The organism is Ruegeria sp. BF7 (assembly GCF_056538605.1).
Genome location: NZ_JBQFTM010000001.1, coordinates 179,333 through 200,714, shown reverse-complemented (window position 1 = coordinate 200,714; position 21,382 = coordinate 179,333). Strand labels below are relative to the sequence as shown.

Here is a 21,382-nt window from a genome sequence, read left to right as displayed (position 1 = left end):
GACGTGGATTACCCGACTGTCAGGTTGGTGGTCAGCCCCGGTCCATAGCTGGCCGAGACCTGAGCCACCCGGACCTCATAGGCCCCGCTTACCCCATCCGCCGCTTGTGCCGCGGTCGAATAGAACCACGACGGTTCACTCACAACCTGTTCCCGCACAAGCGTGCCGTTGACGCGAATTTGAACAAAGTAGGATTCGCTCTCTTCCGCCAGTGGCACGTCCAGACCCGCCCAATCGTCCCCGTCCAGCCGGGTGCGGCGTATCCATGACACCTGGTCGCCTATGCCCGAGCGAACCGCCCCGAGATGCGCCGGCGCATAGGGGCGCAACCCGTTGCCATCGAAGGCGTCGACAATATGCACAAAAGACGGGTCGTCATACCCTCGCGTCGCAGGGCCGATTCGATAGTGTTTTGACACCCGCCGCTCCGACCGCAGCAGGCCGGTCTGATAGACCCGTTGATCCAGCAAAACGAACATCGATCCTACGGGCCAGTTATCGGGCATGGCTGCATCAGTTCCCAACTGGCCGCGCAATCGCCCGGACAAGGTATAGATGCCTGCATCCTGCAGGGTTGCGTCAGCGAACTGGAAAACCTCCCAGTTGCCTGAAGTGCCATCGCCGATTGCAGCCAGATTGGCGCCGTTCAACAGAGCGTTACGCGGGCGCGATTCCAGCAAGCCATCGACCAGATTGACACGCAGCGGCGCACCTTCGTCCCAGATACCGGCACTGGCCCGCATGAGCGGCGTTTCGGTGAACCCGATGACCGCCTGCCCCGAGATGACCTCTTGCAATGCATAGTCTTCGTCACTGGCTGCCGAGTAGACGGCAACGCTGCCGGGCCAGGGGTTTGCAGAGGCGGCCAGATAAGGGGCGTGCGGTGCTTCCGACCCGGTGATCAGAGGCAAGTCCATAAATACGGGCAAAACAGGAACCGGCGCGAAAAAGGGCTTTGCGGTTACCTCGTCGTCAGGCAGGTCAGACGGCGCATAGACACCGGGTTCGATCCGCACGGCCTCGGCCAGTTGCAGATCGGCTTGCTCAAGACGGTCGATTCGGTACCGCGCACCCTGTCCATCTTTGGTCAGAGTGACGACGTCACCCGCACCCAGATGCAACATTGACGGCGGTAACGCAAATCGGGCCGTCTCGCGTGAAACTCGCGCTTCGCTCAACCAGCGTTCGGCCGTCTGACGACCTTCGGCCCGCGTCATCGACAGAGGCACCTCATTCACCGACACGGAATGCGTGCGTGTATCCGGAAGAACGGCCTCTTCTGACACGACGTCATGGTCGGAATCCGATTGCACAAACCGCAATCGTACACGGCCCGTCAGTTCGGCCTCGGCCTCACGACGGTACTCGATACGGCCTTCAATGTCCGCGCTGTCGGCCAGCAGATCACTGTCCAGTTCAATCGCTCTGCGACCATCGCGCATTTGAAACAGCAACACACCGTCCCGTTCAATCGCGTCAAAACCATAGCGCAGCATCAGCGGCTGCAGCGCCGCACGCGCGCTGGACACGTCTTCAATCGCGTATCCCCGCACCACGCCATACAGGCGCGATACATCGATATGAGTCACCCCAGCACCGTGGCAGATTTCCGTGACAACCGAAGCCAGCGTGCGCGTTCCAGAACGCCCGTTCAGCCAGTGCCCACGGGGGTAGTTCACACCATCGCTCCACTGGCTGCGGAGGTTGGGAAAGGTGGGAAAGGGACGCGCGTCCCAGGCCCAGACATAGGCGTTCGTCATGTCCACCATCGGGCCGCCATATTCGTCCGAAACCGGGTTGATCGCCGGATCCGACCAATAGCCCAACATCGCTTTCAGGTATTGCACCTGCATGAAATCGTCGCGCAGGCCGTTGGAGTATTTCGGCAGACTGGATTCCGAGGATTTGGGGTCCAGAAACTTGTTCGGCTGGTTGGACCCTTTGTCGATGGCGGCGCAACCAAGTTCAGTGAACCAGATCGGTTTGGACCCGGGCGCCCAATCCGTCGGGTTTTCTTGCCGAACGCCTCCGATGCGCTCGTGGTGCCGGTTTGACCACCAGTTGCGCAGGTCCTTGTATCGCCATATCCACGGCTCACCGTGATCCTCATCTGTGATCGGCGCCCTGATCTGGGCTTCAGCCTCCTCCGGTGTGGCATAGTACCAGTCATAACCCTCACCGCCTTCGATATTGCCACGAAGGTAATTGAGGTCATAGATCGCATCAGCCCTGGCCTTGGCGTCCAGATGGTCCACCCCATCGCGCCAGTCGGACAACGGCATGTAGTTATCGATGCCAACAAAATCGATGTTGCCGTCAGCCCACAGCGGATCGAGATGGAAGTAGCGGTCGCCCGAACCATCATTGGGTTGATAGCCGAAGTATTCGCTCCAATCCGCCGCATAGCCGATTTTGGTTTCTGAGCCCAAAATCGCGCGCACAGCGGCGGCAAGCGCCCGCAATTGTGCCACGGCGGGGAAACCGGACGCGCCGCGGATCTGTGTCAAGCCGCGCATCTCGGACGAGATACAGAAAGAGTCTACTCCACCGGCAGCTTTGCACAGGGCCGCATAGTGCAGAATGAACCGTCGCAAGCCCCATTCCTGCGGTCCCGTATAAGACACCTCACCGTCGCCAACGACAAAATCACTGGCCTGCGCGTAACCAAAGAACGCGGCGACCTGCGCGTCTGCTGCGGCGGTTTGATCCGGTGACCCGACGCGTCCCGGAGCCTCGCTTAGCGTGATCCGGCCGCGCCACGGCAGGTGCGGCTGGCTGCCGGCATCGGACCACGGGTCGGGCAGGACGTTGCCTTCAAGCTGATCCATCAGAATGAACGGATAGAACATGACACGTTTGCCGGAGCCCTTCAGGTGTCGGATCGCCTGTACCACGGATTGGTCTGCGGGCGTTGCGCCATAGACAGGCAAGCCATCCTTGTGCTGAACCTGCTTGGCAGTGTTGCGATACACCCCGGCCACTTGCCAGGGCATATTCTCGCCCTCGACGTCCTTGTGCAGAACCTTCGGCTGCAGCTGACAGGTTCCACACCGCAAATCATCGCCAAACCAGGACACGATCAACGAGGCCGCATCGCAGGACCCCAACTCTGTTTGCAGGGATCGGGTGGCGGTTACCAGATCCGGCACCCCCGAGGCAGAATTGACATTTGCAGCCCAGCTTTGCCCCGCCCCTTTGGTGTAGTTGACCTGTTCGCTCGCCAACGCGTATTCGCCAGTGCCCGGCATAAGTGCAACGCCGCGGATCGTTCTGGACAAGGCGTCCGGCGTATCCGGTAAACCCGGCTGTTCCTGACGCACGACTTCAAAGGAAAACTGCGGCACGCGGTTTCCGAATTGCGCCAGTTGCAGGTTCTCGATCACCACATAGGCCGTACCACGATAGGCCGGAACATTGCCCGGGCCCTCAATGGCCTCGATCAATGGGTCGGGCAATTGAAATTGATCGCCGGGGTACGCCCGCATGTGCAGGCTTGCGCGCTCAAGTTCTTCTCCGTCGGCCCAAATACGCGGAACATCCGAAATCTGACCGGAACCCACCGCGATGGCCAGAGAAATCGAGTAGCTGTAGCTGTGCGTGGTCGTCGTGACCTCGGGCGCTTTGGGAGAGCCCTTGCCGCCGCCTCCACCGCCACCGGATTGCGTGGTTGTGCTGGTACTTTTGGTTTCCAGAAAGTCCGACGCCCATATGACCTGACCGCCTACCCGCATACGTCCGAAAACCGTGGCGACGGGGGCGCCTTCCCCGGTTTCGGTCAGACGAAACCGGTCCAGACGTCCGGTTTCAACAACTTCGCTGCCGCCCCCCATGACTGATTGGCTCATCAGCCTTTGATCGATAACCCGTCCCAGCGTTGCACCCACAGCACGGCCGATAACAGCCGTTGAAAGCCCCGCAACGGTACCGCCAACCGCTCCGCCGATCGCGGCCCCTGCTGCGGACAGAACTATTGTAGCCATTCACTTATCCTCCAGCGGGAATTCAAAACAGGCGACGACCCGGCGGCGCCAGGGGTCGCTCAGCGTGTTTTCGACAACGCCATACCCGGAATAGGCGTGAATGAATCGCGGTAAGTTCCCTGTCGCGCTGACGATGCCGACGTGTTTGGCCACGCTTCCATCGCGCATCCGGAACAACAGGACGTCACCCGCAGCCGCATCGTGTGGGATCTTTTCGATCAGGTGACGGCGGGCTGCGGACCACATGCGTTCCTCTCCCTGAGGTTCGGACCAGTCCATACTGTAGGTTGGAACCGCCTCTGGTTCATGCCCAAGCAGCGCGCGCCAAACACCCCGCAGCAAGCCCAGACAATCCGTCCCCGCCCCCTTGACCGACGCCTGATGCACATACGGAGTCCCCAGCCAGCTGCGTGCCTCATCCACAATATCCTGCCTGCTCGTACTCATCGTCTGCTTCCCCCGGTATTCGGATTGCCTTGTTTTGGCACCGCCATCATCCAGTCTTCACCCGGAAGATCAGGAAATCCTTGGAAATTCAGCACATTATTGAATTTCAAACGACAGGTAGACATGCTCTTGTCGCATCCGGCCGTCAACCTGACCCGATCTCCGACAGCCAGTCCTCCGGTGATCCCGGACCAAAGCGAAACACTGCGCCCACCAGTGATCTGCTCATCCTGTTTGATCGTGTCCCATAGCCCGGCTGCCTGTCCTGACACCACGTCCAATCTGCCGCGTTTGAACCAACCCGTGTCCCATCCGCTGGCGCCTTTCAGTTGCAGGGCGCTGCCAGCGATCAAACTCACAACTTCGGCCTCGGCTCTGAAACCTGAAATGCCGAGGTTGAACTTGCAGGCGTTGTCGCCAAGAACTGCTGTGCAAGGTTTCTGGTAGATCCTGCCCATGGGTTGGTTGAGCAAATCCGTAAGGCCACGCAATTCGGCGTGAAACGCGCCCCCTGCGCGGCGCATCTCTCCGATCGATCCCCTGAACTGCAGCGCACGCTGTTCGGGCGCGGTCCAATTGACCAACCAAGCACACACCTTCGCGCCGTCGAACCGACCGGATTCGATATCCTCTTCCATGATGGCGGCATCAGACAAAGCGCCCATTGCTTCGGAATTATCGATGGACAATCCGGTCGCCTGCTCGATTGCCGAGGCCGTCAGGCCAGTGCTGGCCTTGAAGGTCATGCCGTCAAAGCTCAGTTCCATGTCATGATCGGTAAAGCCATATTCCTGCCCGTCGGAACGGCGGATCAACCAGCACCGGCAGGTCGTGGTCAGCCCGCTTTGCAGATGGGTCTGCAGCCCTTGCTTATCGCCGCTCATCAGACACGTACCTCGACCACAGGAACATTGGGCACGTCGCCGGCCTGAAAACTGGCGACGCTGGTCTGAATCCTGTCGGTATCGAAACGAACCGGAACGTCGAACTCGAACCCCGCGGTGATTTCTACCTGCTCGGGCGGCGGGGCGGAAAACAATATCCTGCCAGTGGAGAGGTTTGCCTCGAAATCGACACCCTCGCGCATTTGGTCCTGCTCGAGGCCGATCTTGATTGTGCCGAGGACAGGTTTGATGATCGGACGGACATAGCTGAAGCCGCCGGAACTGTAGGACTTGACCAATTGGAACTCGGTCGTCGTGCCATCGCCGCGGGCAATGACCTGATCGTCTTGGGACACGTTTGCCGTTGCCGCCCCGGATTTGTAATCGGACCAGTCTTTCCAGCGAAAGCCGAACATCTGACCCTGACGGGCCTCAAAGAACGCCACCAGCGTTTCGATATCGTCCAACGAACGCATCCCCAAACCGGCATCATAGCGCCGCCGGGAATGCGCCCAAGGCGTGTTGCGCTCTTCAAACCCGTTGGCCAGCGTCACGATATCGGTGCGCCGTTCGGGGCCGCCAACCGAGCCGAAGCTCAGGCTGGCGGGAAATCTGACTTCGTGAAAATTCATGACCTGCTCCCTCGTATTACCTGTTTCGATTACCGCGGCCCAAGGCGCGGCTCATCTGGGCGGCGATCTGGCCCTGGCTGCGCCGGAACCCCTGAACGTCGGGGGTTGTGATGTTCATCACCACATTCACCCCGCGCCCACCGCCAGAGGTGCGCACACCCAGTTTGCCATCCGGACCGCGCGCCAGGGGCATGATTGCCTCAGGGCCGGCCTCACCCATCAGTCCGGTGCCACCCCGCATTGGAAACGTGGTCGGCCCGCTGACCACACCGCCGTTGGCGAAAGGCATTACCCGCCCCTGAGAAAAACTGCCGCCATCGGCAAAGGGAAGAATACCCTGCACCAACCCTCCAACCGTGTTGGCAAGCATCCCGCCGAAATGATCTGTCACCGGCTTGATCGCAGCCGAATAGGCCGTCCGGATCATCGAGTTTTTCAGAATGTCCAACGCATCCGAAAGGTTCATCCCATCCAGAACCACACCGTCAAAGGCTTTGCGTAACCCGCCGGACATGCCGCGTTCCAGTGTGGCGACATCCTTGCCGGTCTCTTCAAACGCCGCGCTGATCCGTTTCATCTGGTTGTCGAAAGCCGCCGCCATCGACGCCGCATCCCCCAGCGAGTCGCCCAGCGCCTCGCCCCGTTCCTGCAGGTCGTCCAACCCGTCACGATCCGTCATCACGCTCTCCTTGTGTCTTGTCCGGGTAGGCCTCCAGCAAGGCATCCAAACCCGACCGGTTCATTGACGACATCCCCGCGCCCTGCCCCAGCATCAACTGCAGCTCTGCCGGAGTCAGACGCCAGAACTGATCCGGCGTCAGGCGCAGGCCGATAAACCCGGCCCGCATCAGTGCGGGCCAGTCAAACCCGCTCATGTCTGCTTCGGCATCATGAAGGCCCGTGCCAGCAGCTCTGCCGCTGCGCGCGCGCCCGCCATCGGGCCGCCCTGGATCTCGGCGCTCAACAGATCGGCCCGTGCCACATCGGCCCCACCGCCCCGCAGCCCCGCCACGATCAGCGCCAGAACGTCGCCGCTGGAATAGGCGCCAGCCTCGAACCGTTGCACCAGATCCACCAAGGAACCTGTCCCCAATTCCTGTTCCAACTCCGCCAAAGCGCCCAGCGTTAACTTGAGCACCCGCTGTTCCCCATCGATGGTCAAAGCCACCTCGCCCGTCCACGGATTGGCCATCGGATTACAACGCCGTAAAGGCCAGCGCGCCGGCACTGGCCAGGCTCATCTCATAGGTCGCCTCACCATTGTGCGAGCCCGCATATTCGATGCCTGTCACCTGAAACGCGCCCTCGACGATGCCGAAATCGGGAATGATCACCTGAAAATTCGGTGTTTCACCATCAAAGAACAGCTGTCGCGCGCGCTCATCGGTATCTGCATCCTTGAACACACCCGAACCCGAGATCGCAGCGGACTTCACCCCTGCCCCCGACAACAACTCGCGCCAGCCACCCTGGCTTTCAAGGCTGGTGACATCCACACTTTCCGCGTTGAAACTGACCCGCGTGGCCCGAAGCCCCGCGATGGTCTCGAACAGGCCCGAGCCGTTCATATCCACTTTGACCAACAGGTCTTTTCCGTTCTGGGCAGCCATATACTCTCTCCGTTGATTGCTTAGTCGTCTTCCACGCGGGCGCGGAATCTCAGGTCGATCTGGCGGATCGCACCGCCCGTTCCGGTTCGCCGGGCCGAGGCCCGTTCGAACCACAGCCCCACAAGGCGGCCCCGATCCATCGTCAACGCGGCCTCTTCCAGTGCGTCGCACACCGCGCCCGCCAGCATCTTGGCGGCACCGAACCCGGCGGCTTCGGACATCACCGACACCGTGAAGCGATGCACAGCACCTACGCCTGTCCGGTCCGAGGCGTCCTTCACCTCTTCCGGGCCCAGCGTCACATAGGTGTGGGGCACCGATCCGGTTGGAACCGCGTCATAAATTGCGCCACTGGAAAGCGTGCTGACCTTCGCATCGCCAGAAAGTTGTTGATACACCGCCGCCTGCAAAGCGGCTGAAACGCCATAGCTCATGCCGCCACCTCTTCATCTGCAAAACAGGTCAGGTACTGGCCGCGCGGGTCGCGTTCGGCGACGGCACGAATGACAAAACGCCGTGTGCCTTCCGCAAAACGCTGATCCGGCGAGGGGCGCATCACCGATCCTTCCGGCGCGCCGCGCACTACGATGCGGTATCCAACGCGCGAGACGGGTACTCCGGCCACCTGCCGCTCGGACCCGCTGCGCGCGGTGACCTCGGCCCAGACTGCTCCCAACGCCTGCCAGGTCTCGGTGTACCCACCTGCACCATCAGCGCTGCGCACCGGCGCCTCGAGCACCAGCTTTCGGTTCAGTCGCGGCGTCTTCATTGCGCTACTCCTGCGCCGAAACGCACGGTGCGGTAGCGCTGGATCAGGCTGGTCACGCCAAAGGGCATACAACCTGCACCCAGCGACGTTTCATCGCGATATTCGTAATAATGCGCCGCCAACAGCAGCACCGCCTGCCCCAGATCAGCGGGCAAACCGCCCCAATCGGGCGACATGCCGGCGGTGAATGCGATCTTTACAGCGCCGCCCGTCGCAATCGCCGGCAGGTTTGAGCCCGCTGGGCGCAACCGGGGGCGCTGGCTGTCTTTTTCCAACTGGTACACGCCCGCGTCTACGATGTTTTTGCCACCCGCCGCATCCGTCACGGTCACCGCGTCAACCGACGCTACCGGAGCCACCGGAAGAACCTCGGCCGCCTGATCCCGCCAACTGTTCAGGCTCCACGAAAAACCGCGCTCGATCAGAACCTTGCCGGTGCGCGCTTCGATCGCCGCGATGGCGGCCCGCAAAAAGCCCTTCAACACCTCGTCCTGCACATTGTCCTCGGCAAAGCCAGTGCCCAACCGCAGATGCGCCTTGAACTGATCCACCGGCAGCGCCGCATCCGCGATGGCGGTTTCTTCGATCAACATCATCCATTCACTCCGCAATCTCGGCCCCCTCCGGGGTCGTCACTTCAGGAATTTGGCGGGCACGCGCCGCCCCACGTTGCTCGGACGGAGGGGAGCAGCTAGACAACGCAGGGGATCTCACCCCGGCCCGTACCCGCCGCCCGGAGGGCCAGTTACCCAGCGCCCCGGGATCCGCCACCGCTTAGGCAGTGCCGAATTTCACCAACTTGATCGCGGCAAAGTCGCTCACGTCGCCGCCGACGCGCTTGGTTGCGTAGAACAGGACATGCGGCTTAGCGCTGAAGGGGTCGCGCAGGACGCGCAGGTCGGGACGCTCGGCGATGGTGTATCCGGCCTGAAAGTCACCAAAGGCAATCGAGAAGCTGTCGGGCGCCGCGTCCGGCATGTCCTCGGCGATAAGCACCGGATAACCCATCAGACGCGCAGGTTCACCTGCCGCCAGACCATCCGACCACAGGAAGCGGCCATCGCTGTCCTTCAGCTTGCGGATCAGACCCGCGGTTTTCGAGTTCATCACGAAGGTGCCATTCACCCGGTACTGCGCACCCAGCGCATAGACTACGTCGACAATCGCGTCCGCCTCGACACTACCATCGATACCGGTCGGCACATAACCGATATTGCCCCAGGCCCAGACATCATTATCGACCTTGGTGTGGTTCAGGATGCCCTTGGGCTTGTCTGCACCGTCGCCGTTGATAAAGGCCGACGCCTCGGCGCGGGCGAACTTGTCGGCGATACGACCGGCCAGCCAGCCTTCGACGTCAAACGCGCTGTCGTCCAGCAGACGCTGCGAGGCTTTGGGAAGGGCGCTCAGCTCGTGCAGTGCAATCGAGATGCGATCGATCGACGGGGTCGCGGTCTCAGTCGCGGCCGCAGTCTCTTCGGCCCAGCCTGCGCCCACATCAGTGTGGTCGATCAGCACGTCGAACGAGTTCGCCTCGACATTCACCACCGACGCAATCGAGCGGATCGAGGCAGTGGATTTCAGAACCGACTTGATGATCTCGGCGGTTTGCGGATCGACCAGATAGCCGCCATCACTGTTGACCGCGCTGGACAGCGATTTCGACTCCATCTCAAGCCCGCGCAGGCCGTCATCTTCGCCCGAACGCACGTAGGCATCAAAAGCCTTCTGATGCGGTGCGCCGTCTTCGATCGAGGCCGCAAGGTGCGGACGCGCCGCGATGGTTGATTTACGATCCAGCATGGTCAGTCGCTCTTCTGTCTGTTGCAATTTAGTTTCAACTTCAGCCTTCAGGCCCTTGAATTCATTCACGAAGCCAGCCATCGCCTGCTTCACCTCCTGAACCAGGGGCGCACCCTCTCCGGTCAAGGCCGGCGTTTCGGTCTTGCTCATCAGCACTTCCATTTCTTGGGTGGGGGTTGAGGCGCGCTAGGTCCGCGCCAGCTCCTGCCGAGCGGATTTGAACACCTCGGCAATACTGCGCAGGGTCTCGTCGGTGTCGAGCTCATAGCCCTTTGCCGCCACCCGCGCACTGGACAGCATCGGGAAGGTTACCAACGACACTTCCCACAGCTCCAGTTCGGTCAAGAGCCGCTGGCCCTTGTCATTCTTCACAGCCCGCTTGGTGCGATAGCCAATCGACAGCCCGTCCATCGCACCTGCTCGGATCAGTTCTGCCGCCTCACGGCCTTTCTGCGTGCTTTCCAACAGGCGTCCCTTTACCCAAAGACCCTTGTCGTCTTCGCGCACTTCATCCCAGACACCGATGGGTTGTGCCGGGTCATGCTGCCACAGCATCTTGACCCGCTGGCCCGCCTTTTCCAGCCCGGCCAGCGAGCCGCGATAGGCGCCTTTCTGCACCACATCGCTGCCCTGATCGACCTGCCCGAACAGGCTGGCATACCCTTCGATCACCGCATCCTCGGATACCGAGAGCCCGTCTCCGAACCGTGCGAACTTGTGCTCCAAATCCATGAACACCTCCTCGTAAGCCTCTGATTTCACGGCGATGCCGCAAGGAACGATTGAAACACTTGCGCCAGGATTACCGCCGCGACGCCGTAGACCGTCAGCCACAACCGCTTTTCCAACCGCTCCATCATCTCTTCGATCTGATCCAGCCGACGGCACAGATGCGCGTGCTGAATCTCGGCGACCCGCTCATGCGCGGCCAGGCGCAGGCCCGGCGCACAATCAAATGGCGGATATCCCTCACTCATCCGCACCCTCCGCCAGCGCCGGAAGGCCCAGCAGAGACCGTTTTTCCGCATCGGTCAGGAACTCGGCCCGGCTGACCCGCACCCATTGCGCATCCCGCTCGGCAGCCAATGCGGGTACCTGATCCAAATCAGGTTTCAACATCAGGTCCTCACCGGTATAGCCCGAGAGCCATTCAGACACCGCAGCCGCCACCCGCGTCACCAGGGGCAGCACGGTCAGGCGGTAAAACGCCCGGTTGGCCTCCTGATAGTTCGAATAGGTCGCGTCACCCTGGATCCCCAGCAACATCGGCGGGACCCCAAAGGCCAGCGCGATCTCGCGGGCGGCGGCTTCCTTAGTCTTTTGAAACTCCATATCGGACGGAGAGAACCCCATCGGCTTCCAATCCAACCCCCCTTCCAGAACCATCGGTCGGCCAGCATTCCGCGCCCCGCGATAGTTCTGCTCAATCTCGTCTGACAGACGCCGGAATTGATCCTCGGCCATTACCCCATGGCCATCACCCTTCCACACCAGCGCCCCCGAAGGCCGCGCCGCATTATCGAGTAGCGATTTCGACCACCGCGATGCGCTGTTGTGCACGTCAATCGCCATCGCCGCCGCCTGCATCGGCGAAAACCCGTAATGGTCGTCCTGCGGATGGAAGGACTTGATGTGGCAGATATTTTCCACCGCGAACCGGTGCTTCTTACCGCCGACCTCATAGTCATACGCCTTGGGCCAACCGTCCGCTCCCGGTACGACGCTCATCCGGTCGGATCGCAGTACATGCAGTTCTACCGGCAGGCCCTCTTCGGCCTGCACAGCCTCAACATATGCATTGCCCGACAGCAGCAATTGCCCGAAAAGCGCCTCCATCAACTCCGCTCGCCCCTGTGCCGCATTCGGACGGCGCATCAGCGACAGCATCGGATGCACATCGAACCGATGCGCCTGATCCTGCAACACCAAGGGCAGTGCCGCCGCCGCCTCGGCAATCAGCTTGACCGAGCGGAACCCCACCGGGTTTCCCGAAAACCCCGTCCGTGTCAGCGTTACCGTGTCCCGAGGGCTCCACGCCGCGCGCCCGCCCGTCTGCCAAGCCACCACGGGGCCCGCCGCGCTGGCCTTTGCCTCGGGTGCTTCCCCGACCGCTCCACGACGCAAGAAATCGAATACCATGTCCAGATGCTCCTTTCTGTCGCCGCTGTGTCCGGCTCGTTGAAAGGAGTTATGAGGGAAAGAAGTTTAAGCCTCGGGAATGGGGCGTACGGGGGTTAGGCAACGGGTTGGTCTTGGTCTACACATAGGTACCGGCAGACTGTAAAACTCTTGAAAAATTCGACGTCGAGACCAATTTGCCAACAATTCATCATGCCAGCTTAGTGATCGACCTGAATTGGCCATGATGTATAAACTTCAATTTTTGTTAGTCTGAAGGATCAAACCAAAGTAGGAATTGCTCGCGGCAACACCTGGTGCATCGAAAACGAACCCATAAAACACCGCCGGGACACGATCCTCGAACTCGGTTTTGCTTACGAACGTTTTTCGGGTCACCCCACCAAGAGGCATTTCGTAACCTTTTTGGTCAAAGAGACGACGAAATTCTTTTGTGGAGATTTCTCTGGCGCTGAATGGACCTTTCATGTGACCTTCAAAGTCAACCTCAGACTGGCTTGAAGTAAACGCGAATTGACATGTTCTGTATTCTTGATGATCACGTGTGACCAAGTCTAACGAATAATCCGAGTGTTCAAGCCAACCGTTTAGCGCGCGTATGTAGCTGCCAGACAACGCTTTTTCTTCCAAACCCAAAAAGTCTGGTGCTGATCGGTAGCAGAATTCGACAAAAGTTCCGATAGCCAGTTGCATTTCAACCGGCTGCCTAGTCTCCAATGAAGCTACTTCGACTGAGGATTTCTGCGCACATCCATGCAGACAAAACCCCAAAGCCAATGCACCGGCGGTCGTCTTAACAACTGAAGAAACTGACATAAATTCACCGAAGCAGCAGGTGCCCAACGTTCCGATTCTGCAAGGCACCCTACGATTTTGGGCTGAGCAATAAAGTTATACTTTCAATTACTTCCCAAAAGTAACCCCTTACAAGAACGAATGCGCATTAGCCTGCCAATAGCGAGACACTTGCGCCCCAGCTATACCTCACAAACTCCGCACTCTCGGTCGCCGATACGCCCCCGCTGGCCCCACAATCAACTCATGCAGCGCCCAGACCAGCGCATCCACCCGGTCGGGCGAACCCTGCCCCTCGAACCCGCGCGCGGTCAGCTGGCACATCTGCTCCTCCAACGCGTCCAGCCCGTCCACATGGGCCACTCGCCCCTGCTCGTACAATGCCGCCACTGGTTCGGCCCGCGCCACCTTCCCGCGGGACGCCCGCACCGCGCGGAACGGGACCAAAGGGGCCACCTGCCGCACGACCTCTTCCACCAGTTGCCCGCCCTGATTGACCTCGGCCACCAGCCGTTCGGCCCCGAATTCATCCATCGCGTCAATCGCCGCCTGCGCCCAGCCCGCCGGGCCAATGCCCTGCACCGTCCGGTCAGCCAGCACATAGGCGCGCCACTCCTCGGGCGGTCCCTGTAGCTGCGCGCCGACAACCACGATCCCGCAAGCATCCGCGCGTGAACCGGACGTCACCGCCGGGTCTAGCGCCACCACGATGCGATCCAATTCGGGCACCTGCGCGCAGCGCGCTGCCTCCAGCATCGACCCGGTCCACAGCGCCCCCTCAGCATCCGACAGCAACACTCCGTCCAACTCCTGCCGCCCCAGCCGCGTGCCAGCGTAACGCGCGCGGACTTCTTCCAAGAAGGAGTCCGCCAGATTGGCCCGGTTCGCCTCGGTCGGCGCATGGGTCTGTACCGTCGACGGAGACGCCAGCAATTCCTTCAAAACCTTCACATTGCGCGGTGTCGTGGTCACGCAGACCCGAGGCCTGTCCCCCAGCCGCAACGCGAATTGCAGCATATCCCAAGTCTCGCTGCCCTTCTTCCACTTCGCCAGTTCATCCACCCAGGCCGCATCGAACTGCGGTCCCCGCAACCCTTCGGGATCATGCGCCGAGAACGCCTGCGCTTCGGCGCCGTTGGGCCAGATCAATTTGCGTTCCGAAGCCTTCCACTGAGGTCGTCGATCTGGCGGTGAACACTGCAGGATCCCGCTATCGCCAAAGATCATCACATCGCGCACCTGGTCGAAAGTCTCACCAACCAAAGCAACGCGGCCGGCTTCACCACGATCCAGCGGCCTAGCCCCCTCAACCAACGACCGCACCCACTCGGCCCCGGCGCGCGTCTTGCCAGCTCCCCGCCCCCCCATGATCACCCAGGAACGCCAGTCGCCCTCGGGCGGCAACTGGTGCGGTAGCGCCCAGAATTCAAACAGGAAAGGGAGGGCGCACAGCCCCCCCTCCCCGATCTCACTCAGAAATCTGTCCCGCACCGCAGCATCTTCGGAGGCGAGCCAACCTGCACCCGATCTCAAATCGAGCGCGCTCAAGGTCGAGCGCATACCCCCCTTGGGCAATTCCGGCTTGTCTGTGATGTTGTTCGACAAAGCTTGTCTCCACTTTCTGACAACTTCGGATCAGCCCCTCTAACTGCCCAAGTTGCTTGCCTGCTCCGGCAAGGTCTGCATCCTCCCCGGCTCCGATCTGCCTGCGCAGTTCTTCCGCTGCCTGGCGCAAACCGCGAATGGATGTCTCAAGCGACTGCAAAAGTTCTGCCGTCTGGGACATCCGCTCTTCCGGGGTAATCAAAGTCATGTTTGCCTGTGACCTCATGCGTGAGTTTTTCCGCACGAGAGAAACGAAAAACGGCCACCGGGTCGCCCCGGGGCCGTTGCCCACTTCTTCTAGCATGACACAACTTATACGAGAATAAGAACGCAAAGTCAAGATTTCACGCAACACGGGCGCAACGGGCTACGCACGGAGATTGTAAAAGACCTCGTGCGGGTTGGACCGAGCCGTCAGTGATCGTACCCCAACAAGAGTACCTTACGTATCACCGAGAAACCGAAATGGCTGGGAAGGCTCAAAGCTGGCTGAGACCTCACCGGCAAGGATAGGCTTTTCACCAAGCTCCAGCTTCAGTGTTGATGCCCCTTCTGAAAGATCAAGGTTTTCGATATCCACCCAAAACAGCGTCGGGCTGAACACGCTCTCGTAATAATACCGCCCCAGCTCATGGTCGGCGACCGTGCGCCATGTTGTTGACGCGATGTTAGGACGATCGGGGTCTGTCACACCAAACGGCACGGAAATAGAGCGAACCAAAGAAAAAACCGCCGCCGTTGCGTCGTTCTTGTCTTCGAATGAAGGCACCGCATTCAGGTTCCAGCTCAACCGTGCAAACCGATCGGAAGACCGATGCGTTCCCGGCAAAAACGAGAGGCCGTTGACTTCGCCCCAATAGGTCGTGATGGCAAGTTGTTCGTCAAACGTCGGAGAGTTCGTCATAACCGTAAACTCGCGGCCATGATGGATGACTAACTCGCCGTCGAGATATTCGAAAATTGCGCTGTCGCCGGACGCGTCGGATAGCGCCACATGCCCGCCTGCTTCATGTCCGCTTGGCAGCATCGGAGCCACAATCACGAACGGGTCCTGTTCCATTGCAGCCACGGCTTCTTCGACCGTTGCGAAATTATCAAAGAAGTACTGCAACCAGCCGCCAACAGACAGGCGTGGCTTATCCCCGGCAGTCTCGGTGCCGTAATCGGCTTCGGCAAGATAGAGTGCGTTGCCAACCAACCCGGCATCGTTCATTCCATCAACAGTTGCACCATCATAGATGGTCGCAACGACCGACCCGTATTTGGAAGTCCACTTTATCGAGTTTTCACCGGCACCGCCATTGCGCTCCATCCCGCGAGGAAAAGCCCAAAGGTCTGTCGCGGTATCTTCAAACCAATCAAGCGTCCGCCCCGTAAGGAAGGATCCATCTGCGGTTTCATAGACGATCCGGGAACACGCGATTGCAGAAGACGCGGCAAGTGCCACAGACAAAATGGAGGCCCCAAGTACCTTTACATTCATTGCAGGAAATCCTTTTGATAGTTTGCCCATGATGAACCAATGTCTCTGAAATTTGGTAGTTTTATAGGCAATTTGAAGCCAAAACCGTCTTGGAATTTCAAAGTTACGCTGCGTACAGGATTCTGAATTTCGTCGGCCAACCCCAGGTGGAAGCGGCCGAGCCTACCCCCTCATTTCAGACCAACCCTTGACATTCCCACACTAAACCAGCATGTGCCCCACAGGACAGCGCTGACGCGTGAGCATACACGGTCGACAATCCGGCCCCACAGCGCCCCACTATTTTCCAGTTCCCCTTCACGCAGGGTTCTTGATGCGACGACCGGATGCACAGGACTCGCCTGTGCGCCGCGAGGCTTCGCAAAAACCCTGCCGGTCGCGCAACTTGCGTGGCTAGTCTCACTTGTCCGTGGTGACCAGTCATCACGGGTTGTAAAGGAATGATACTTGTTCGATTTTGACATGCTGGGCCTTGCCCCGGCCCTGAATGACGCGCTGCAACGCGCAAACTTTACCCAACCCACGCCGATCCAGAATCAGGCAATCCCGCTGGCCCTGCAGGGCCACGACATACTTGGGCTGGCCCAAACCGGCACCGGCAAGACGCTGGCCTTCGGCCTGCCGCTGATTGACTACCTGCTGGCTCAGCCGGGTAAGCCTGCGCCTAAAACGGTAAAGGCCCTGATCCTGGCGCCGACCCGCGAATTGGTGAACCAGATCGCCGAAAGCCTGCGCAACCTGACCAAGAAAACAAAACTGCGCGTGGCCACCGTTGTCGGCGGGCAATCCATCGGCAAGCAAATCTCGTTCCTGTCGCGCGGCACCGATATTCTGGTCGCTACGCCGGGCCGCCTGATCGACCTGATGGAACGTGGCGCCGTCGACCTCAGCACAGTCCGCCATCTGGTGTTGGATGAGGCCGATCAGATGTTGGACATGGGCTTTATTCACGCATTGCGCAAAATCGAGCCCGCTTTAGGCACGCCGCGTCAGACCATGCTGTTTTCGGCGACAATGCCGAAGCTGATGGAGGAACTCAGCCAGTCCTATCTGACCAACCCGCAACGGGTGCAGGTTTCGCCCCCGGGCAAGGCCGCAGACAAGATCACGCAGTCTGTTCATTTCCTCGACAGGGCTGAAAAACCGCGGAAGCTGCGCGAAGTCCTTTCGGCAGACATGAACGCCCTGACGCTGGTCTTTGCCCGTACAAAACACGGGGCCGAGAAATTGATGAAAGGCCTTGTGGCGGACGGGTTCAACGCCGCCTCAATCCACGGGAACAAAAGTCAGGGCCAGCGCGACCGCGCGATCAAGGCGTTCCGCGCCGGAGAGATCAACGTGCTGGTCGCCACCGATGTCGCCGCGCGTGGCATCGACATTCCGGGTGTTGCCTATGTAATCAACTATGACCTGCCCGAGGTGCCAGACAACTATGTCCACCGCATTGGTCGCACGGCCCGCGCCGGTCGTGAAGGCGAAGCCATTGCCTTCTGCGCGCCGGATGAGCTGGACCAGCTACTGCAGATTCAAAAGCTAATGAAGATTGAAATTCCAGTCGCCAGCGGCACCATGCCTGAATACGCCGAACCCAAAAAACCGCGCAATCGCAGCGGGTTCCGGGGGCGTAGACCGCACGGAGCGAATTCGACGTTGAAACCTGTGTCGTCAAAACGTCGCCGTCCACGCAGACGTCCCGCTGCATAAGAAAAAGAAAGGGCCGCGTTTTTCGACGCGACCCTTTTCTTAGTTGCCCGAGCTATTTCTCTCGGCTTCTATTTCTCGCCATTTGGCGACGTTGCGGTTGTGCTCATCCAGAGTTTCCGCAAACGCGTGCCCACCAGTTCCATCCGCAACAAAGAACACATAGTCTGTATCCTCCGGTGCCACCGCGGCCTCAAGGCTTGCGAGGCCGGGGTTGGCGATTGGTGTGGGCGGCAAACCGTCAATCACATAGGTATTCCAAGGAGTTGCGCGGCGCAATTCACTACGGCGCAAACCGCGGCCCAGAACGCCCTGACCTTTAGTGACACCGTAGATCACGGTCGGGTCCGTCTGCAGCTTCATACCTTTCTCAAGCCGGTTCACAAAGACACTGGCCACTTGGCCGCGCTCATGTGGAACACCGGTCTCCTTCTCGATGATTGAGGCCAGGATCAGCATCTCTTCGGGGCTGCTGATCGGCAAATCGTCCTGTCGACTTTCCCAAACCGCGTTGATCCGTAACTGTTGCTTCGCCTGCATGTCCTGCAGCACGGCAGCTCGGTCATCACCCGGGGCCAGCTCATAGCTGTCGGGTGCCAGCATGCCCTCGGCTGGAACTTCGGACACCTCACCGGTCAGAGCGTCAATGCCCCTAAGCGCCTCGACTACCTGCCACGAGGTCACGCCCTCGGCCACCGAAACGCGATATCGTGTGTCGGCATCTTGACGTTTTTCAGCATATTCTGCGGGGGCTTCCTCTTCACCGGCCTCGAAACTGGCAATCTCAACAAATTCCAGAGTGGCTGGGTTCAACTCACGCACCCGGGTTTGTACCCTAGTTACACCAACGCGATATTCAATCTCGGACCCGCAGGTGCTGGCACCGCTGCTGGTAATATCTTCGATGATCTGCGCCATCGACGCGCCTTCGCGAACCAGAAAACTGCCCGCTTTCAACTGCTGCGCCTTGTCGGTGTAATCCGCGCCCATCCGGAATATCATGGCGCTGCTGATGGCACCTTCATCTTCCAACTGCTGGCTGACGCGAGTCATGTTCGACCCGCTTTTCACCTGTAGGCATATGGCGGTTTCCAGCGGGCCTTCGGCCTTGTACTGCGATTGCCCCCAAAGGATCAGACCGCCGATAAGAAACAGGCCGACCACCAGGATGGTCAGCGCGTTTGATGCCAAAGCCCGCCACATTTAGCTAGCCTTTCCGAAAATCACGCTGGCATTGGTACCGCCAAAACCGAACGAATTCGACAAGGCAACGTTGATCACACGTTCGCGTTTGGCATTTGGCGCCAGATCAATCGGCGTTTCAACCGCCGGGTTGTCCAGATTGATCGTCGGCGGGGCCACCTGATCGCGGATCGCAAGGATTGAGAAGATCGCCTCTATCGCGCCAGCCGCGCCCAGCAGGTGGCCCGTGGCCGATTTGGTCGACGACATGGTGGCGTTGCCCGAATGATCGCCCAGCAGACGCTCCACCGCGCCCAGTTCGATCGTATCCGCCATGGTCGAAGTCCCATGCGCGTTGATATAATCCAGATCCTTTGGCTCTAACCCGGCACTGCGCAGGGCGGCCTTCATGGAACGCTCTGCCCCATCACCATCCTCAGACGGCGCGGTGATGTGATAGGCGTCACCGGACATGCCATAGCCCAGAACCTCTGCGTAAATCTTCGCGCCACGCGCCTTGGCATGCTCGTATTCTTCCAGCACAACAATGCCCGCACCCTCACCCATGACGAACCCGTCACGGTCGACATCATAAGGGCGGCTCGCTTTCTTCGGATCGTCGGCGTACTTGGTCGACAGCGCCTTGCACGCGTTAAAGCCCGCGATACCAATCTCGCAGATGCAACCCTCGCCGCCACCTGCAACCATCACGTCAGCGTCACCAGCACGGATGATACGGCTGGCGTCGCCAATGGCATGTGCGCCGGTCGAACAGGCGGTCACCACCGAATGGTTCGGACCTTTGAAACCATGTCGGATCGAGACCTGACCCGAGGCGAGGTTGATCAGCGCGCCGGGAATAAAGAAGGGCGAAACGCGGCGCGGACCCTTGTCGCGGATCAGATTGGCCGTGTTCGCGATGGAACCCAGACCACCGATACCCGAACCAATCAGAACGCCGGTGCGCAGGCGATCCTCTTCATCCTCGGGCAACCAGTTCGCATCCTGACAGGCCATATCTGCCGCTGCGATTGAATACAGGATAAAATCCTCGATCTTGCGCTGCTCTTTCGGCGGCATCCAATCGTCGGGGTTGAACGTTCCGTTCGTACCGTCTCCGCGCGGCACTTCGCAGGCATAGGTCGTGGTGACCCCGCTTGCCTCAGCGTCGAACTGAGTGATCGGGCCCGCACCGGATTCTCCGTCCAGCAGCCGCGACCAGGTTTCCTCGACCCCGCTGGCCAACGGAGTGACCAATCCCAGACCGGTTACAACGACTCTGCGCATGAAATGCCTCTTGCCTGCTTCCTGTTTGAGAACCGCTCATACCCCGGCCCGGGGTCCGGGGGCAAGAGCCACGGTATATTCCCTTCCGGCATCAACCTGCCGAAACAGAATGAAACACTGCTCGCCATCACGAGAACGGTTCTAAATGCAAAAACCGCCTGCCGCCGCAGTGGACGACAGGCGGTTTCCTTCTTGTCAGCCCATTACTGGAATTGAGCAACCGGTTCGTGTGCTGCCTGAGCCGTTTCCAATGCCTCGGCCAGATCAATCGATTTGTGGAACAGTGCACGTCCGACAATTGCACCCGCAATGTTCGGAATATACGCCAAGCGAGAGATATCGTCAGCAGTACGCACCACACCGCTGGCGATAACCGGCGTACGGGACTTCTCAGCCAGCCCAGAGATCAGGCCCAATTGCGCCTCGACATCCTCCATGTCGCTGTCGATATCCGTCACCAGAATAGCGGCAAACGGAGTGTCGGCGAACGCCTCGATATATGCTTCCGGGGTGAACGCACTTTGGCTGCGCCAGCCTTCGGTCATCACCTGCCCTTGCCAGACATCCACAGCCAGAACGATCTGATCCGGATAAAGTTTGGCAAGTTCCTTGACCAGGATCGGATCCCAAGCTGCAAGCGTACCCAAGACAATACGCGCTACACCTTTGTCAATCCAATGTTCGACTTGCTCACGGGTACGCATGCCGCCCGCCAGTTGCACCGACATCTCAGACGAGCGGATGATCTCTTCAATCAACTCGGCATTGGTGTCCCGGCCTTCAATCGCGTCAAAGTCAGTCAACTGCATCCAATCCGCACCAGCGGCTGACCACCCACGCGCAGTTTCGACGGGGTCCACGTGCCAAATCATAGCTTCGTCCAGACGGCCTTTTTCCAGTGATACACACCGACCGTTCTGCAGTTCCATAGTGGGATAAATCCTCATGAGCACGCTCCTCCGCTCAATCGCATTGCAATTCAGTATATCATACAGACCTGCATAGTCTCTAATGCCGCCAGTTTCGGCAAACTGAGATCATTTTGCGGCATTGCACCCAAGTTGA

General features: G+C 59.8%; 22 protein-coding genes. 1 reads left to right on the top strand and 21 read right to left on the bottom strand.

Annotation, left to right across the window (positions count from 1 at the left end):
* Nucleotides 1-8 precede the first annotated feature (8 nt).
* The 18 genes from ACR0IK_RS00980 to ACR0IK_RS00895 form a co-directional block, all read right to left on the bottom strand.
* Complete coding sequence (locus tag ACR0IK_RS00980) at nucleotides 9-3,980, bottom strand: baseplate multidomain protein megatron (RefSeq protein ID WP_480640151.1); 3,972 nt, start codon at nucleotides 3,978-3,980, stop codon at nucleotides 9-11.
* The gene (locus ACR0IK_RS00975; protein WP_480640149.1) at nucleotides 3,981-4,427 is read right to left on the bottom strand and encodes a C40 family peptidase; all 447 of its coding nucleotides are present in this window, start codon (nucleotides 4,425-4,427) and stop codon (nucleotides 3,981-3,983) included.
* Nucleotides 4,424-5,311, bottom strand: a complete 888-nt coding sequence (locus tag ACR0IK_RS00970) for a DUF2163 domain-containing protein (RefSeq protein ID WP_480640147.1) — start codon at nucleotides 5,309-5,311, stop codon at nucleotides 4,424-4,426. The genes ACR0IK_RS00975 and ACR0IK_RS00970 overlap by 4 nt, the downstream gene beginning before the upstream one ends.
* A complete protein-coding gene (locus tag ACR0IK_RS00965; RefSeq protein WP_480593438.1) occupies nucleotides 5,311-5,943 on the bottom strand; it encodes a phage distal tail protein, Rcc01695 family in 633 nt (210 codons plus the stop codon). The genes ACR0IK_RS00970 and ACR0IK_RS00965 overlap by 1 nt, the downstream gene beginning before the upstream one ends.
* Before the next feature lie 16 nt (nucleotides 5,944-5,959).
* Entirely contained in the window at nucleotides 5,960-6,622 is a 663-nt protein-coding gene (locus ACR0IK_RS00960) for a phage tail tape measure protein (protein ID WP_480593436.1), read from the bottom strand.
* On the bottom strand, nucleotides 6,609-6,818 hold the full coding sequence (locus ACR0IK_RS00955) for a rcc01693 family protein (RefSeq protein ID WP_480640145.1): 210 nt from the start codon (nucleotides 6,816-6,818) through the stop codon (nucleotides 6,609-6,611). The genes ACR0IK_RS00960 and ACR0IK_RS00955 overlap by 14 nt, the downstream gene beginning before the upstream one ends.
* Nucleotides 6,815-7,135 carry a gene transfer agent family protein gene (locus tag ACR0IK_RS00950; protein WP_480640143.1) on the bottom strand — a complete coding sequence of 107 codons (321 nt, stop codon included), beginning with the start codon at nucleotides 7,133-7,135 and terminating at the stop codon, nucleotides 6,815-6,817. Before ACR0IK_RS00950 ends, ACR0IK_RS00955 begins: the two co-directional genes overlap by 4 nt.
* A 4-nt stretch (nucleotides 7,136-7,139) precedes the next feature.
* Nucleotides 7,140-7,553: a phage major tail protein, TP901-1 family gene (locus ACR0IK_RS00945; protein ID WP_224889277.1), complete on the bottom strand. Its 414-nt coding sequence runs from the start codon at nucleotides 7,551-7,553 to the stop codon at nucleotides 7,140-7,142.
* Between the two features lie 20 nt (nucleotides 7,554-7,573).
* Nucleotides 7,574-7,987 carry a DUF3168 domain-containing protein gene (locus tag ACR0IK_RS00940; protein WP_480593430.1) on the bottom strand — a complete coding sequence of 138 codons (414 nt, stop codon included), beginning with the start codon at nucleotides 7,985-7,987 and terminating at the stop codon, nucleotides 7,574-7,576.
* Nucleotides 7,984-8,322 (bottom strand): phage head closure protein, encoded by a 339-nt coding sequence (locus ACR0IK_RS00935; RefSeq protein WP_480640140.1) that lies wholly within the window; start codon nucleotides 8,320-8,322, stop codon nucleotides 7,984-7,986. Before ACR0IK_RS00935 ends, ACR0IK_RS00940 begins: the two co-directional genes overlap by 4 nt.
* Nucleotides 8,319-8,918 carry a head-tail connector protein gene (locus ACR0IK_RS00930; RefSeq protein WP_480640138.1) on the bottom strand — a complete coding sequence of 200 codons (600 nt, stop codon included), beginning with the start codon at nucleotides 8,916-8,918 and terminating at the stop codon, nucleotides 8,319-8,321. Before ACR0IK_RS00930 ends, ACR0IK_RS00935 begins: the two co-directional genes overlap by 4 nt.
* Before the next feature lie 178 nt (nucleotides 8,919-9,096).
* Nucleotides 9,097-10,275 (bottom strand): phage major capsid protein, encoded by a 1,179-nt coding sequence (locus tag ACR0IK_RS00925; protein WP_480640137.1) that lies wholly within the window; start codon nucleotides 10,273-10,275, stop codon nucleotides 9,097-9,099.
* A gap of 36 nt (nucleotides 10,276-10,311) precedes the next feature.
* Complete coding sequence (locus ACR0IK_RS00920) at nucleotides 10,312-10,857, bottom strand: HK97 family phage prohead protease (RefSeq protein WP_480640135.1); 546 nt, start codon at nucleotides 10,855-10,857, stop codon at nucleotides 10,312-10,314.
* Between the two features lie 26 nt (nucleotides 10,858-10,883).
* A complete protein-coding gene (locus ACR0IK_RS00915) occupies nucleotides 10,884-11,102 on the bottom strand; it encodes a GTA head formation protein, RCAP_rcc01685 family (protein ID WP_480593420.1) in 219 nt (72 codons plus the stop codon).
* Nucleotides 11,095-12,264 carry a phage portal protein gene (locus ACR0IK_RS00910; RefSeq protein WP_480640133.1) on the bottom strand — a complete coding sequence of 390 codons (1,170 nt, stop codon included), beginning with the start codon at nucleotides 12,262-12,264 and terminating at the stop codon, nucleotides 11,095-11,097. Before ACR0IK_RS00910 ends, ACR0IK_RS00915 begins: the two co-directional genes overlap by 8 nt.
* A 237-nt stretch (nucleotides 12,265-12,501) precedes the next feature.
* The gene (locus ACR0IK_RS00905) at nucleotides 12,502-13,080 is read right to left on the bottom strand and encodes a hypothetical protein (RefSeq protein WP_480640131.1); all 579 of its coding nucleotides are present in this window, start codon (nucleotides 13,078-13,080) and stop codon (nucleotides 12,502-12,504) included.
* 168 nt (nucleotides 13,081-13,248) lie between these two features.
* Nucleotides 13,249-14,619 (bottom strand): DNA-packaging protein, encoded by a 1,371-nt coding sequence (locus ACR0IK_RS00900; protein WP_480640767.1) that lies wholly within the window; start codon nucleotides 14,617-14,619, stop codon nucleotides 13,249-13,251.
* A 487-nt stretch (nucleotides 14,620-15,106) separates the two neighbouring features.
* Nucleotides 15,107-16,147, bottom strand: coding sequence for a linear amide C-N hydrolase (locus ACR0IK_RS00895; RefSeq protein WP_480593415.1), 1,041 nt, complete (start codon nucleotides 16,145-16,147; stop codon nucleotides 15,107-15,109).
* 447 nt (nucleotides 16,148-16,594) lie between these two features.
* Between ACR0IK_RS00895 and ACR0IK_RS00890 the strand changes: the two genes are divergently transcribed.
* A complete protein-coding gene (locus ACR0IK_RS00890; protein WP_480640129.1) occupies nucleotides 16,595-17,851 on the top strand; it encodes a DEAD/DEAH box helicase in 1,257 nt (418 codons plus the stop codon).
* Between the two features lie 39 nt (nucleotides 17,852-17,890).
* Here the strand turns inward: ACR0IK_RS00890 and mltG are convergent, their stop codons facing one another.
* From mltG to ACR0IK_RS00875, 3 genes are all read right to left on the bottom strand, one after another.
* Complete coding sequence (mltG, locus tag ACR0IK_RS00885) at nucleotides 17,891-19,051, bottom strand: endolytic transglycosylase MltG (RefSeq protein ID WP_480640127.1); 1,161 nt, start codon at nucleotides 19,049-19,051, stop codon at nucleotides 17,891-17,893.
* Complete coding sequence (gene fabF / locus ACR0IK_RS00880) at nucleotides 19,052-20,317, bottom strand: beta-ketoacyl-ACP synthase II (protein WP_480593410.1); 1,266 nt, start codon at nucleotides 20,315-20,317, stop codon at nucleotides 19,052-19,054. It abuts the gene before it with no gap.
* Between the two features lie 203 nt (nucleotides 20,318-20,520).
* Complete coding sequence (locus tag ACR0IK_RS00875) at nucleotides 20,521-21,264, bottom strand: 1-(5-phosphoribosyl)-5-[(5-phosphoribosylamino)methylideneamino]imidazole-4-carboxamide isomerase (RefSeq protein ID WP_480593408.1); 744 nt, start codon at nucleotides 21,262-21,264, stop codon at nucleotides 20,521-20,523.
* Between the last annotated feature and the right edge of the window lie 118 nt (nucleotides 21,265-21,382).